Here is a 13,983-nt window from a genome sequence, read left to right as displayed (position 1 = left end):
TATTAATTTGATTTTACACATGTAAGAACTTCACTGGCAACAGTGAAGTTTTTAGTTTATTTTTGTCTCTATAAATCAACAATTTTGTCTTCTTTGTTTAATTATTTCAAATTCCTCATTAAGTCGACCAACCAACACGGCGTCCACTCACCTTTTGTTTACAGCATGATCACTAAATGCTTTTATCGGAAAACATCCGAGGATATTTCAAAAGAGTTGATGGGTGTAATAAAAAAAGGCATAAACGGTAATTCATCTTCCTTAAAAAAAGCCAAACTATACTATCGACTAATACAATACTTTAATCCAAAACAAATTCTGAATATTGGCACACCGGAAATAAACGCATTTACCAGCGCACTGGCTGCCTCAAAAATAACTGAGGTAGCTTATAAAAGCAATCTTGAAAAACCCAATTCTAATTTGTCAGACTACCTCGGCATAAAGCCCTTTAACCAAACTGAACAACAAAAAACGTATGATTTGGTTTATTTCAGTCATATTGATATTTTAAATGATCAGCTACCAAAGGAAATAAACGCTGTAAAGCCCCTTATTCATAATGACACCTTGATATTATTGGACGGGATTCATTCATCAGAAAAATCCTTTAATATCTGGGAAAACATAACCCGTGATGAAGATTTTAATGTCAGTATCGATACATACCACTGTGGATTATTATTCATTAGAAAAGAACAACAAAAAGAACATTTTATCATTAGGGTTTAAACAATGCTGTTTGTACCTTCGCTAATACCAAAGAAGTTACCATGAAAATATATACCAAAACAGGAGACAAAGGACAAACCTCGCTATTTGGAGGTACCAGAGTGCCAAAACATCATATTCGCATAGAAAGTTACGGTACCGTAGATGAACTCAACTCATGGATAGGGCTGCTTCGCGATCAGGATATAGAAAAAGAACTTAGAAAGCTTTTAATACACGTTCAGGATCGCTTATTTACCATTGGTGCCATTTTGGCAACACCACCCGAAAAAGAAACCTTGAAAAACGGTAAACCGCGCTTAAATATCCCAAAAATAGCTGATAACGACATTAAGTTATTGGAAAATGAAATAGATAAGATGAATGAAAACCTACCGCCTATGACACATTTTGTGCTTCCCGGTGGCCATCAATCGGTGTCATATTGTCATATAACCAGAACTGTATGCAGAAGAGCTGAACGCTTAGCCTCTCATCTATTTGAAAATGAACCTTTTGACGAAAAAGTAATTCAGTACTTAAATCGTCTGTCCGACTATCTTTTTGTACTGGCACGAAAGTTGTCGTATGACTTAAAAATTGATGAGGTAAAATGGATTCCCGAAAAGGAGAGTTGACCTTATTTTAATAAGATTTTAACATTAAAAAGTCAATTATTTCATCAAAAAATGATTACGTTCTTAAAAATTATGTAATTCGTGCATTTTTTACTTGACTTTTTACATTTAAAAATTATTTTTGCAAGAAATTAAAATTATTATAGAAAGATGTATTGGACTTTAGAATTAGCATCTTATTTAGATGATGCCCCTTGGCCGGCTACCAAAGACGAATTGATAGACTATGCCATCCGAACCGGTGCACCTCTCGAAGTGGTCGAAAATCTACAAGCAATTGAGGATGAAGGAGATATGTATGAATCGATTGAAGAGATTTGGCCAGATTACCCCACGGAGGAAGATTACCTCTGGAATGAAGACGAATATTAACAAACATTATCATTATTTAAACGCAAAAAGTCTCAGTTGAGGCTTTTTTTTTGCGTAATTTTGAACTAAAATAGAAGCAGTTATGAGTTTAATGGATTCCCTGATTAAGGTCTTTATTGGAGATAAAGCGAAGAAAGACGTTAAAGAAATACAACCCATAGTAGATAAAATAAAAGCTGTTGAGAAATCGCTTTCGGACTTGTCACATGATGAGCTTAGAGCAAAAACCGAAGCTTTTAAGCAGCAGATAAAAGACGCTCGTGCTTCAATAGATGAACAAATTAAAAGTTTACAGCAGGAAGCTGAAACAAACGAAGACATTGATAAAAGAGAAGATATTTACAATCAAATAGATCAACTCCTTGAGGAAGCCAATCTGATTGATGAAAATACCCTTAATGAGATTTTACCAGAAGCCTTCGCAGTAGTTAAAGAAACTGCTAAACGATTCGCTAATAACGAAACAATCACTGTAACTGCTTCTCCATTCGATCGCGAACTTTCTGGAATTCATGACTATGTCACTTTAGACAATGAAAAAGCTGTTTGGAACAACTCTTGGAATGCAGCTGGTAAAGAAGTTACCTGGGATATGATTCATTATGATGTTCAGCTTATTGGTGGTGTAGCTCTTCATCAAGGTAAAATTGCAGAAATGCAAACTGGTGAGGGTAAAACATTAGTAGCTACACTCCCGGTATACTTAAATGCACTGACAGGCAAAGGAGTACACCTCGTGACGGTTAATGACTATCTGGCAAGACGAGATAGTGCATGGATGGCTCCTATATTTCAGTTTCATGGACTATCAATAGATTGTATTGATAACCACCAACCCAATTCAGAATCACGTAGAAATGCTTACAAGGCAGACATAACCTACGGTACGAATAATGAATTCGGTTTCGATTATTTGCGTGATAATATGGCGCATTCTCCTAAAGATCTGGTTCAAAGACCACATAATTATGCCATAGTCGATGAGGTCGATTCTGTATTAATTGACGACGCTCGTACACCCCTAATTATCTCCGGTCCTGTCCCTCAAGGTGACAGACACGAATTTAACGAATTAAAACCCGTAGTTGGAGATCTTGTTAGCAAACAGCGTCAATATTTAACTGGCGTCCTTGCTGAAGCAAAAAAATTAATTGCCGAAGGGAACACTAAGGATGGCGGATTTCTATTACTAAGAGTACATAGAGGATTACCAAAAAATAAAGCGCTAATCAAGTTCTTAAGTGAAGAAGGGATCAAGCAATTGCTTCAGAAAACAGAGAACTTCTATATGCAAGACAATAACCGCGAAATGCCTAAGATTGATGAAGAGTTATTGTTTGTTATCGATGAAAAGAACAATCAGATTGAACTTACCGATAAGGGAGTTGAATATCTATCCAAAGATACTGATGATTTAGATTTCTTCGTAATGCCTGATATAGGTACTGAAATTGCTAAAATTGAAAATCAAAACCTTCCGGTTGAAGAAGAAGCTGAACTAAAAGAAGAGTTATTCAAAGATTTTGGTGTGAAAAGTGAACGTATACACACCATGAACCAACTACTTAAAGCATATGCCCTTTTTGAAAAAGACGTGGAATATGTAGTAATGGACAACAAGGTGATGATAGTCGATGAGCAAACCGGTCGTATAATGGATGGACGTCGATATTCCGATGGTTTACACCAGGCTATTGAGGCTAAAGAGAATGTAAAAATCGAAGCGGCAACGCAAACTTTCGCCACCGTTACACTTCAAAATTACTTCCGTATGTACAATAAGTTATCTGGTATGACAGGTACAGCAATAACGGAAGCAGGTGAATTCTGGGAAATCTATGAACTGGATGTTGTCGAAATTCCTACCAACAGACCTATTGCAAGGAAAGACAAGGAAGACCTGATTTATAAAACAAAAAGAGAAAAATACAACGCTATTATCGACGAGGTTGTTCGCCTGGTAAATGAAGGAAGACCTGTATTAGTGGGTACCACCTCGGTAGAAATCTCCGAATTGCTAAGTAGAATGCTTAATATCAGAAAGATTAAGCACAACGTACTAAATGCTAAACTACATAAAAAGGAAGCAGACATCGTTGCTGAAGCAGGCCAACCTGGGGTAGTAACTATAGCTACAAACATGGCAGGTCGTGGTACGGATATTAAATTAATTAAGGAAGTTAAAGATGCCGGTGGTCTTGCTATCATTGGTACAGAAAGACACGATTCAAGACGCGTAGACAGACAGTTAAGAGGTCGTTCAGGACGTCAGGGAGATCCAGGTAGTTCTCAATTCTATGTATCCCTTGAAGATAACCTAATGCGCTTATTCGGTTCAGACAGGGTAGCTAAACTAATGGACAAAATGGGGCTAGAAGATGGTGAAGTTATCCAACACTCTATGATGACCAAATCCATTGAAAGAGCTCAGAAAAAAGTAGAAGAAAACAACTTTGGTATTCGTAAGCGCTTATTAGAATATGATGACGTAATGAATGCTCAGCGTGAAGTTGTATATAAACGTCGTCGCCATGCACTCGAAGGAGAGCGTTTGAAAGTTGACATCGCTAACATGATGTACGATACTTGTGAAAATATTGCCGAGACCAATAAATTGGCTGACGATTTCAAGAATTTTGAGTTCGAACTCATTAAATACTTTTCACTTACATCTCCAATTTCAGAGGAAGAATTTAAAAAACTTACCTACATGGAGATTGCTTCAAAAGTATATCAGGCAACACTCCAGCATTACAAAGAAAAAATTGAACGTACTGCAGCTACGGCTTTCCCTGTAATTAAAAATGTTTACGAAAACCAATCGGATAGATTTGAACGTATCGTTGTTCCATTTACAGATGGTATTAAAACATTAAACGTAGTAACAAATCTGGAAGAAGCATATAATTCTCAAGGTAGAAAACTCGTATCTGATTTTGAAAAGAATATCTCTTTAGCCATTATAGATGATGCATGGAAAAATCATCTTCGCAAAATGGATGAGCTAAAACAATCAGTTCAGTTAGCAGTTCACGAACAAAAAGACCCGTTACTAATATATAAGTTTGAAGCTTTCGAACTTTTTAAGGAAATGGTTGATAAAGTGAATAAAGATGTTATTTCGTTCTTATTCAAAGGTGAACTACCAACACAAGACTCTAGCAATATTAGTGAAGCAAGAGATGTTAAGAGAAAAGAAAGCTATAAAACTTCTAAAGAAGAGATCCCAAACCTTGATGAAAGAGCAGCTGAAAGCAGAGCGGCTGGTCAAACGCAACAAAGACCTCAGGTTACTGAAACTGTTGTTAGGGATAAACCAAAGATTGGAAGAAATGAACGTGTTACCATTAAAAATGTAATGAGCGGTGAAAGCAAAGAATTGAAATATAAACAAGCAATTCCACTTATTGAAAAAGGAGAATGGGTTCTGGTTGAAAATGAATAATAAATGATTCCATAAATAGTTAAAATCCTGCTATATGCAGGATTTTTTTATTTTTATATACAACTAAAAACTATTTATGGAAACCTACGCCCAAGCTTTATTATATGCCATTCCTCTTTTTATAGTACTCGTACTTTTAGAAATACTTTATGGATATATAGTAAAAAAACACACACATAAACCGCTTGATACGATCTCAAGTTTAAGCTCCGGACTCACAAATATTATTAAAGACTCATTACCATTGGTCATAATATTCGTATCGTATCCCACCCTATTAAAAAGTATCGCTTTAATTCATATCGAAGCTAATTGGCTCACCTATGTCATAGGCTTTATTACCTTAGACTTTGCAGGCTATTGGAATCATCGCCTGAGTCACAAAATAAATTTCTTTTGGAACCAGCATGTCATTCACCACAGTAGCGAAGAGTTCAATTTAGCATGTGCGCTCCGACAATCCATTTCTAATATTTTAGGCTACTTTCCATTGCTTCTAATACCGGCAGCCTTATTAGGAGTCCCTGCAAAAGTGATCAACATACTCGCTCCTATTCACTTATTTTTACAGTTTTGGTATCACACCCGGTATATAGGAAAGTTAGGTTGGCTGGAATATATAATCGTAACCCCTTCCCAGCACCGGGTTCATCATGCCATAAATCCGGAATATATTGATAAAAACCTCGGACAAATATTTTGTGTTTGGGATCGAATGTTTGGAACCTTCCAGGAGGAACTACAAAATACCCCTCCCGTTTATGGAGTCTTAAAACCAGCCTCAACCTGGAATCCGATATTAATAAACTTTCAACATCTCTGGCGCCTGATGAAAGATGCATGGTATACCAAAAACTGGAAAGATAAGATTCGTATTTGGTTCATGCCTACAGGATGGCGACCGGCAGATATGATAGATAAACACCCCTACTCGATCATTGAAAACGTTTATAGTTTTAAAAAGTATCAAACATATAATGATAAATACTTCACTTGCTATGTGGCATTTCAATTAATATGCAACACCATCCTTATGATGTTCATGTTTTACAATTATAGTGACATGGGTCTAAATGGATTGTTTCTATGTGGACTGTTTGTATTTACAGGTATCTTTGGCTATACCTCACTAATGGACGGTAAAACTTATGCAGTATTTATCGAAGCCCTCAGAAGTATCGCAGGAATTCTTTTTATTGTAATATCCGGAGATTGGTTTGGATTGAACCATTATTTGGAGATCGGAAGTTCTCTTGTTTTATTATACTTTATAATCACCCTTTTAGGTGGATGGTACTTTTCCTCCTTGCAAAAGAAGCAGCTACTTAATCTTAAAAAAACTATTTAAACCGTTTAAAACACACCATTGCTATAAGGAACATTTAAAGGCAATCTAACTTGCTAATATTTAATATATCCGTCATACCGATTTGAATACACTATCAACACAACCTAAACAACCGTTAAAACAGAAGCAATTAAATATCCCTATGCTGAACAAAGAAGTATGAACTAGACATCGCTAATTTGAGGTGGTTTATTCTAACAATTCCATAGCCCACTTTCATATCTCAATATTTTACCTGAATAAATGGACTCGTAGTACATTTTTTTTTACATTTAATCTCTTTCTCCTTAAAAAATTAATGGTTTATAAAAAAGAGCAGAAATTGCACTATACACACATCAAACACCCCGTCAAAGTCCGTTGAAACTCCGTTGTTTCTTTATGGATATCCCGTATATTCCCATGTTATTCCCTACCACTCTGGCATCCATATCAACTCCCCGTATATGCGGATCACATAGTCCACATGCTCCCAATATCCCGCATTTGTATATTAATACCCACTATTTGAACTGCTTAAAATACATTTTCTTAATAAGGTACATCTGAAACAGTATAAGAGAAAAAGCCATTATCAACACAAAAGATGTTGTATCTGAAAATTGAAGTTTTGAAACAATATCTAAATTACTAAAATCTATTTTTTTGACAACTCCCAGGTGTTCTAAGAATGTAGACCGATCAGAAAACTTAATTAGTATTACGGTAATTGCCGTTAGCAAAGATGCTATAATATACCATCCCCACTTTTTAATCAATGGTGTATAGGCATATTGTTGCTCTTTCTGTATACTCAGCATAACACGATTCATAAAACCAGCTGAAGGCTTTTCTAAACCAGAGTCTTGGATCATCCTTCTTGTAATAGCTTCTAATTTTTTTTCTTCCTCAATACTCATACTGATCTTTTTAAAAATTCAACCTCATTTTTCAATAACTTGAAAAGCTTTTTTCTACTTCTGAACAACCGCACTTTTATATTCTCAAGTGAAATATCAACCACCTCTGTAATTTCTCTTAAAGATAACTCTTCAAAATAATATAACAAGATTAAAACCTGTTCCTCCGAAGGCAATTTTTCTACCGCGGCTTTAATAATTGCCGATCGCTCCTTACCTTCAATATAATTTAGCGTAGTTTCTACGCTTTCCAATTCCCCCTCAGATATCTCATCCACAACCATATCACCTAAGCTCTTCTTATTGGCCTTTAGTCTATCCAAACTTGTATTATAAACAATACGGTATAACCACGAACTAAACTTTGCTTCACCTTTAAACTTAGGCAGTGAATGATAACATTTAACAAAGGCGTCCTGAGCAGCATCTTCAGCTTCTTCTCGATTTCTCAATAACTTAAAAGCAATTGAAAAAACCATATCCTGGTATTTTTCTACCAGGTTTGAAAATGCAAGGGTATCCCCTTGTAAGGTTTTCTCAATATAATTATGGTCGGTTAGGTTAGTCATTTGGATATATGACTTTAAAAATATGGAAATGGTTACACTTTATACTGAAAAAAAATTTTTAAGATTTTTTGTAACCAAACCGAAACTAATAAAGTCTTACCAACAAACGAGTTCATTCTCGATCAAAAACAATTAACCAAAATTAAATTCACTATGGAAGTAGTTATCTTTTTCGGCCTTCTTTTTGCCACTGTCTTTGGAATGTATTACTTATTCATTACTGCAAGAAACAAAGAGCGCATGTCACTAATTGAAAAAGGAGCGGATGCATCAATTTTTTACAGCGCTAAAAAACGAATCACGCCAATGTGGAAAATCATTGTGATCAATATCGGATGTTTATTTACTGGGATTGGAACAGGAATCATTTCTGCACACTCTCTAACAAATGTTCTTAGCCCATATAACGAAGCCGTTTTGGTTCTTGGATGCACCTTTATCTTTGGAGGACTAGGACTTTTAGCCGGTTTTAAAATTGCGCAAAAACTAGAATAACAATCTTCATTTTCTTTTCCAATCATTGTAAGGAATTTAGTTATCTTAAGACCTACTAAACAAATTCGTTTATTATGAAAGTCTTAAAACTAGGTTCCTTATTTTTTACTTTATTATTTACCATAAGTTGCCAGGCTGTAACTAAAAAAGACCAAACCTCTTCTTTAAAAGATTTGGAACCCCAACCACAAATCGATCAAAATATGCAAAAGGCATATTTCGCCAGTGGTTGCTTCTGGTGTGTAGAAGCTATTTTTGAAAGTATTGACGGTGTTAAGGAAGTGGTTAGCGGCTATTCCGGCGGAAAAACTAAAAACCCAACCTACTACGATATTAGTCGCGGAAATACGGGGCATGCAGAGGCAGTAGAAATCTATTATAATCCTGATAAAGTCTCATTTGAGCAGTTAGTGCAGGCTTTTTTCGAATCTCACGACCCAACCGCACTAAACAGGCAAGGACCCGATGTCGGCACACAATACCGATCTATTGCATTTTATCAAAATGACAAACAAAAAGAAATCATAGAAAAATATATTCAAAGATTGGAAACGAGTGGAAAATACCTAAAACCAATTGTAACAGAGGTTATTCCCTTTGAAAAGTTTTGGCCCGCTGAAGACTACCACCAGGACTATGAAGCCAAAAATCCTAATAATCCTTATATAAAGAATGTATCAGTTCCGAGATTGAATAGATTTAAGGAACAATGTCCATTTCTTTTAAAAAAAGAAACCAAAAATAAGCATTAATTACTGTACCTCTATATCACTATAGGTAGCAACTATATTTACTGTTTTATATCCGTTCTTTTTAGCACGGTAACCTTTTACCATCTTGGAGTTATAGTTATTAGAAACATCCAGGACCATATCCTTAGGGTAAACAATACTGGAATCTGTAGCATTACAATAAAAATCAAACGCGGTTTTAGGTAAATTGACAATGGCATCTGAATTATCCAGAATAATTGAAAGATTTTTAAAACTTGGATTGACATTGGCTATCAAAAGATCTCCAAAACTTCCATTGATAATCGCATCTTTGGAGATAGTTCCTATAACGACATCCGATGATTTTGAAGAAAGCTTTACACTCTTAACATTTTTCAAATCTACATTTTTCACATAGTTTAAATTAAGCTCTCCGTAATTCCAGTGATCAACTACAATTGGAGAATACGACGCTTTAATAAACGTCTGCTCACCATCTACCTGGTAGGCATGCAACCTTGTATGAGACAAGGTTGCATTTATATTCTTTGTGGCGTCAGCTATTTTTACTTCACCATGCCTTACATTCATTTTAAGCTTAGCCCCTTTAGGCATTTTGATCTTGATCGTTTTTTTCACTTTCAAATTCTCGTTACCGCCTTTGGATCTGATAAAATAAGTATTCGCATCACCGTTTGAACGTACTCTTGTCCCTTCCCATTCTATGATGGCTTCCCTACGCGCTTTTTCAGCTTCAGACCTTTCCTTTGCTATCTCTTTCCTGCGAATCACAATTTCCTTTCTCGCCTCTTCGCGAACTTTTGCGATTTCATGACGATGTTTTTCAATTTCCTCTTGCATCTTCTCTCTATCCACCTTCATCTTTTCCCTATCCTCCTGGTAACGTTTCATATCCTCTTTCCAGGCCTCTAGGTTTTCCTTAAAATCCTCATCAAAGTTCTTATTAAACTCTTTTTTCCAGGCTTTCAAATACTTATCCCCATCTTTTTTATATGCTTCATAATCAAACTCCAAATCACTCATATTCATTGGCATAGGCGGCATCGGAGGCATTGCGGGCATTCTGAAAGAAAAAGCCTGTACTTCCGGCATCTCAGGCATCTCAGGCATTTCTGGTAATTCCGGAATTCTAAATTCAAACTCCTGATCATCACTAAAAACCATAACATTACCAGATGCAAAATGAATAGCCGGCTGGGTAGAAATCGTAATCTCGCTACTATTTCCTTTAGCCTCAAAACTCCAGTTTTTAAATATTTTATCTGCCTCTTCTTTCGAAACTCCTTCGACCTCTATGGTACCAATTACCTCTACAGTATTTTTGTCCCAGGTTTCAAATTCAACATCAGTATAACTGGTGTTAATGTTAATGGACACTTCTGGATTAACATTAAAGCTTTCTTTGAAATCTTTAGCCTGCTTTTGTGAATACGTAACGAATGCTGTTAAAGTAAAAGCAGCTAGAAAAAATTTACACTTGTTGGTCATTAAACTTTTCATTTTTAGCTTGTTTAAGTTCTTCTAATTTATCCTTCAATCGATACAACAATTGTAACCTTAATTGTAAATTATCTATTAACGCAGACACTGTCTGTTCGTTTGGCCCAACTTCATTGAGCTCTTCTGTAAGTTTTTGATATTCCGAATTCAACTCCTCTAATCGATTCATATAACCATCAAACAATTGCTGGTTCTCCTCGGTGATTTCAACCTCTGCCAACTCGACATTAATATTGGCTATATAATAGTTTTCTATCTTTTTTAGATCTGGAGATATATCACCCAAAGTAATTTTGTCATTCGTATTATCCGACTTTTCAGGAACATCAACCACCTGAGACGCTACAGTATCTGACGAATCATAAAAAATAGTCCCTAAACTTAAAAGCAATAGCAATGATGCTGCAATTTTTAAAAACAAATAAGTACTATTTCGCTTCTTCTTTGGCAATTGCTCATCAAGCATCCCCATAAAACGCTTTTCATGATTTTCCGGCATTTTATGAGGTTTAAAGCTTTCGTTGTTTTTGAATAAATCTCTAAGATCTTGTGCCATAACGTTTGTCTTTTAACAATTCTCTTAATTGATTTTTACCTCTCAATAATTGTGTTCGTGATGCTGTTTGGGTGATGTCAAGAATTTCTGAAATTTCTGCATGATCATACCCCTCAATCAAATAAAGCATAACAACATATTTGTATTTTTCAGGCAAATTTTCAATGGCCGATTTAACCTCCTCTATACTCACCTGGTCATCCACTTTCCAATCATTTTCATCTACGACATTTAATATGTTTTCATCAAGCGCTAAATAATACTGGTGCTTACGTTTCAAAAAATCAATACATTTATTTACTACGATCTTTTTCAACCATGCACCAAAGGTTACTTCAGCTTTAAATTGGTCAATTTTTTGAAAAGCACGTATAAAAGCTTCCTGCGTAACATCTTGTGCGTCATCTACGTTTTTTAAATATCGCATCGACACACAGAACATGGCATCACAATACTGCTTGTAAAGCTGCATCTGTGCTTTCCTGTCGTTCTTTTTACATTTCTCAACGAGATCAATTTGAAACATGCCGGCTTGTTTCGGTTTGGTTTTGGTTACAATTGTTGTTCATCTTAAAGACGAGTAAAACCTACCAGTGTTGCAAAAAGATAATATTTTTTTAATTTCGATGAAATTTTTTAATTTGATACAACAACATACAATCGCCAACGAGCACCTGAAATTAGTAACGATTAACCATGGTGCTTCAGTTCAAAAACTTTTTTTTAAAGACGTAAATAATCAAGAAATAAATGTCGTTTTAGGATTCAAAAATCCAGACGATTATTTAAACAACCCCGCGTTTATTGGTAATAGTATTGGAAGATATGCCGGTAGACTTAAAAAGGGATTCACTATTAATGGCGATTATTATCCATTGTACCACGAGGAAGGTGTTCACTTACATGGTGGTAAAGAAGGCTTTTCAGCAAAAAACTGGGAGGTTGAAGAAATAAAAAACGGCGAAAATCCCTTTATCAAATATACCTATTACAGTAAGGATGGTGAAGAAGGTTACCCTGGTAATTTAAAAGTTTCTGTTACCTATAAATTAAATGGAAAGTCTTTTATTATTTTTTATGAAGCTGAAACCGACAAAACCACACACCTCAATCTTACCAACCATAATTATTACAACCTGAATGGAAAAGGCTCAGTGCGCAATCATTGCCTAAAGGTAAATACCAATCAATTTCTTGAATTTACACCCGATAAGTTACCTTCTGGTAACATTTTAAATACAACTGGAACTCCTTACGATTTTTCCAAAGAAGAAAAATTGATGGATAAAAAGGATTTTAAAGGGGTTGACAATTGTTTTCTTATTAACAATCCAGAACCTGTGGCAACACTCTATTCTGAATCGACAGGAATTGAAATGAAGGTTAAAACGAACCAACCTGCTATTGTTATTTATACACCTCAAAATCTTCCTGCAGGCAATTATAACAATTCATTTTCAGAATTCTCGTCTATATGCTTTGAAGCCCAAGGGTATCCAGATGCACCAAATCAACCTGAATTTCCTTCAACTTTATTAAAAAAAGGTGAAAAGTATACGAATCATAGTATCTTTGAGTTTGATATTAGATCATGACAAAACCAAAGAAGAAATCGGCATTATCAGAAAAAGAAGGTGTTTCTAACCCTGAAAACATCAGTGATAATTCCATTTCTAAACTGAAACATAAAAGAAAAAAACAACCTACACCTGAAGAACTTTCGGCTGCTATTATTAGCGGTGATAAAGTTGCCTTAAGTAGGGCAATTACATTAATCGAAAGCACCAATCCCGATCACACTCAAAAAGCGAACAAAATTATTGAAGCATGTTTGCCCTACGCTAACAACTCTGTAAGGCTAGGAATAACTGGTGTTCCTGGGGTAGGTAAAAGTACTTTTATCGAAAGTTTTGGTTCTTACCTCACTACCAAAGGCAAAAAAGTGGCTGTCTTGGCAGTAGACCCTAGTAGTTCAATTTCAAAAGGTAGTATTCTGGGTGATAAGACACGGATGGAAGAACTGGTTAAAAACGAAAATGCTTTCATACGTCCTTCTCCATCTGGAGATTCTCTTGGAGGGGTTGCTCGTAAAACAAGAGAAACAATTATTCTTTGTGAGGCATGCGGTTTTGACACTATCATCATTGAAACTGTAGGAGTTGGGCAAAGCGAAACGGCTGTACATAGTATGGTAGACTTCTTCTTGCTTTTAAAACTTGCAGGCGCAGGCGATGAATTACAGGGAATAAAACGAGGTATAATGGAAATGGCCGATGCCATACTGATTAATAAAGCTGATGGAGATAATATCGGCAGGGCAAAACAAGCCAAAATTGAGTTTACAAGAGCACTTCACCTATACCCCCCAAAAGAAAATGGGTGGATCCCCAAAGTACTTACAGCTTCTGCCATTGAAAATAAAGGTATCGAAAAGACTTGGCAATTGATAGTAAAGTTTATCAATCATTCACAAAGTAACGATTCTTTCAACAGGAAAAGAGCACAACAAAACAAACAATGGCTACTTCAAACAATTAATGAACGCCTGAAATCAAGTTTTTATAACCACCCGACAATTAAAGAGCGTCTTAAAAACCAATTAGATTTATTGGAAAACAACAAAGTTTCTCCATTCGCTGCCGCAGAATACTTATTCAAAATATATATTCAAGAGTAAGATGTGCCTACCTTCCCGAAAAATGATACATTTGCATAT

At 35.6% G+C, this 13,983-nt stretch carries 14 protein-coding genes; 9 read left to right on the top strand and 5 right to left on the bottom strand.

What is annotated here, in order from left to right:
- Window positions 1-219: 219 nt before the first annotated feature.
- The 5 genes from BM361_RS03035 to BM361_RS03015 all read left to right on the top strand — a co-directional run bounded on the left by BM361_RS03035 (window position 220) and on the right by BM361_RS03015 (window position 6,514).
- Window positions 220-732 carry a hypothetical protein gene (locus BM361_RS03035; RefSeq protein WP_074976826.1) on the top strand — a complete coding sequence of 171 codons (513 nt, stop codon included), beginning with the start codon at window positions 220-222 and terminating at the stop codon, window positions 730-732.
- A 41-nt stretch (window positions 733-773) separates the two neighbouring features.
- Window positions 774-1,349 (top strand): cob(I)yrinic acid a,c-diamide adenosyltransferase, encoded by a 576-nt coding sequence (locus tag BM361_RS03030; protein WP_074976824.1) that lies wholly within the window; start codon window positions 774-776, stop codon window positions 1,347-1,349.
- A 150-nt stretch (window positions 1,350-1,499) separates the two neighbouring features.
- The gene (locus tag BM361_RS03025) at window positions 1,500-1,721 is read left to right on the top strand and encodes a DUF2795 domain-containing protein (RefSeq protein WP_038264961.1); all 222 of its coding nucleotides are present in this window, start codon (window positions 1,500-1,502) and stop codon (window positions 1,719-1,721) included.
- An 82-nt stretch (window positions 1,722-1,803) separates the two neighbouring features.
- On the top strand, window positions 1,804-5,166 hold the full coding sequence (gene secA, locus BM361_RS03020; protein WP_074976822.1) for a preprotein translocase subunit SecA: 3,363 nt from the start codon (window positions 1,804-1,806) through the stop codon (window positions 5,164-5,166).
- Between the two features lie 76 nt (window positions 5,167-5,242).
- Window positions 5,243-6,514 carry a sterol desaturase family protein gene (locus tag BM361_RS03015; RefSeq protein WP_074976820.1) on the top strand — a complete coding sequence of 424 codons (1,272 nt, stop codon included), beginning with the start codon at window positions 5,243-5,245 and terminating at the stop codon, window positions 6,512-6,514.
- Between the two features lie 503 nt (window positions 6,515-7,017).
- On the opposite strand, the gene BM361_RS03010 is transcribed toward BM361_RS03015, so the two are convergent.
- On the bottom strand, window positions 7,018-7,413 hold the full coding sequence (locus BM361_RS03010; RefSeq protein WP_038264969.1) for a hypothetical protein: 396 nt from the start codon (window positions 7,411-7,413) through the stop codon (window positions 7,018-7,020).
- On the bottom strand, window positions 7,410-7,982 hold the full coding sequence (locus BM361_RS03005) for an RNA polymerase sigma factor (protein WP_038264972.1): 573 nt from the start codon (window positions 7,980-7,982) through the stop codon (window positions 7,410-7,412). The genes BM361_RS03010 and BM361_RS03005 overlap by 4 nt, the downstream gene beginning before the upstream one ends.
- Window positions 7,983-8,135: 153 nt before the next feature.
- On the opposite strand from BM361_RS03005, the gene BM361_RS03000 reads away from it, so the two are divergent.
- A complete protein-coding gene (locus BM361_RS03000; RefSeq protein ID WP_074976818.1) occupies window positions 8,136-8,477 on the top strand; it encodes a DUF6249 domain-containing protein in 342 nt (113 codons plus the stop codon).
- A gap of 74 nt (window positions 8,478-8,551) precedes the next feature.
- On the top strand, window positions 8,552-9,229 hold the full coding sequence (msrA, locus tag BM361_RS02995) for a peptide-methionine (S)-S-oxide reductase MsrA (RefSeq protein ID WP_074976817.1): 678 nt from the start codon (window positions 8,552-8,554) through the stop codon (window positions 9,227-9,229).
- Here msrA and BM361_RS02990 read toward each other — a convergent pair whose 3' ends face one another.
- From BM361_RS02990 to BM361_RS02980, 3 genes are read right to left on the bottom strand one after another with little or no spacing between them, the layout of a single operon-like run.
- Complete coding sequence (locus BM361_RS02990) at window positions 9,230-10,699, bottom strand: DDRGK domain-containing protein (RefSeq protein WP_139226593.1); 1,470 nt, start codon at window positions 10,697-10,699, stop codon at window positions 9,230-9,232.
- Window positions 10,683-11,267: a hypothetical protein gene (locus BM361_RS02985; protein WP_074976813.1), complete on the bottom strand. Its 585-nt coding sequence runs from the start codon at window positions 11,265-11,267 to the stop codon at window positions 10,683-10,685. The genes BM361_RS02990 and BM361_RS02985 overlap by 17 nt, the downstream gene beginning before the upstream one ends.
- The gene (locus tag BM361_RS02980) at window positions 11,251-11,793 is read right to left on the bottom strand and encodes an RNA polymerase sigma factor (RefSeq protein ID WP_038264983.1); all 543 of its coding nucleotides are present in this window, start codon (window positions 11,791-11,793) and stop codon (window positions 11,251-11,253) included. Before BM361_RS02980 ends, BM361_RS02985 begins: the two co-directional genes overlap by 17 nt.
- Before the next feature lie 100 nt (window positions 11,794-11,893).
- Here BM361_RS02980 and BM361_RS02975 point away from each other — a divergent pair, with 100 nt between their 5' ends.
- Window positions 11,894-12,862, top strand: coding sequence for an aldose epimerase family protein (locus tag BM361_RS02975; RefSeq protein ID WP_051413476.1), 969 nt, complete (start codon window positions 11,894-11,896; stop codon window positions 12,860-12,862).
- Window positions 12,859-13,944: a methylmalonyl Co-A mutase-associated GTPase MeaB gene (gene meaB / locus BM361_RS02970; protein ID WP_038264986.1), complete on the top strand. Its 1,086-nt coding sequence runs from the start codon at window positions 12,859-12,861 to the stop codon at window positions 13,942-13,944. Before BM361_RS02975 ends, meaB begins: the two co-directional genes overlap by 4 nt.
- The last annotated feature ends 39 nt before the right edge of the window (window positions 13,945-13,983 follow it).

The sequence above is a fragment of the Zhouia amylolytica genome (genome assembly GCF_900116365.1).
Taxonomy (GTDB): Bacteria; Bacteroidota; Bacteroidia; order Flavobacteriales; family Flavobacteriaceae; genus Zhouia; species Zhouia amylolytica.
The sequence above is the reverse complement of the archived record's forward strand: the minus strand, read 5'-3'. Positions and strand labels throughout refer to the sequence as shown.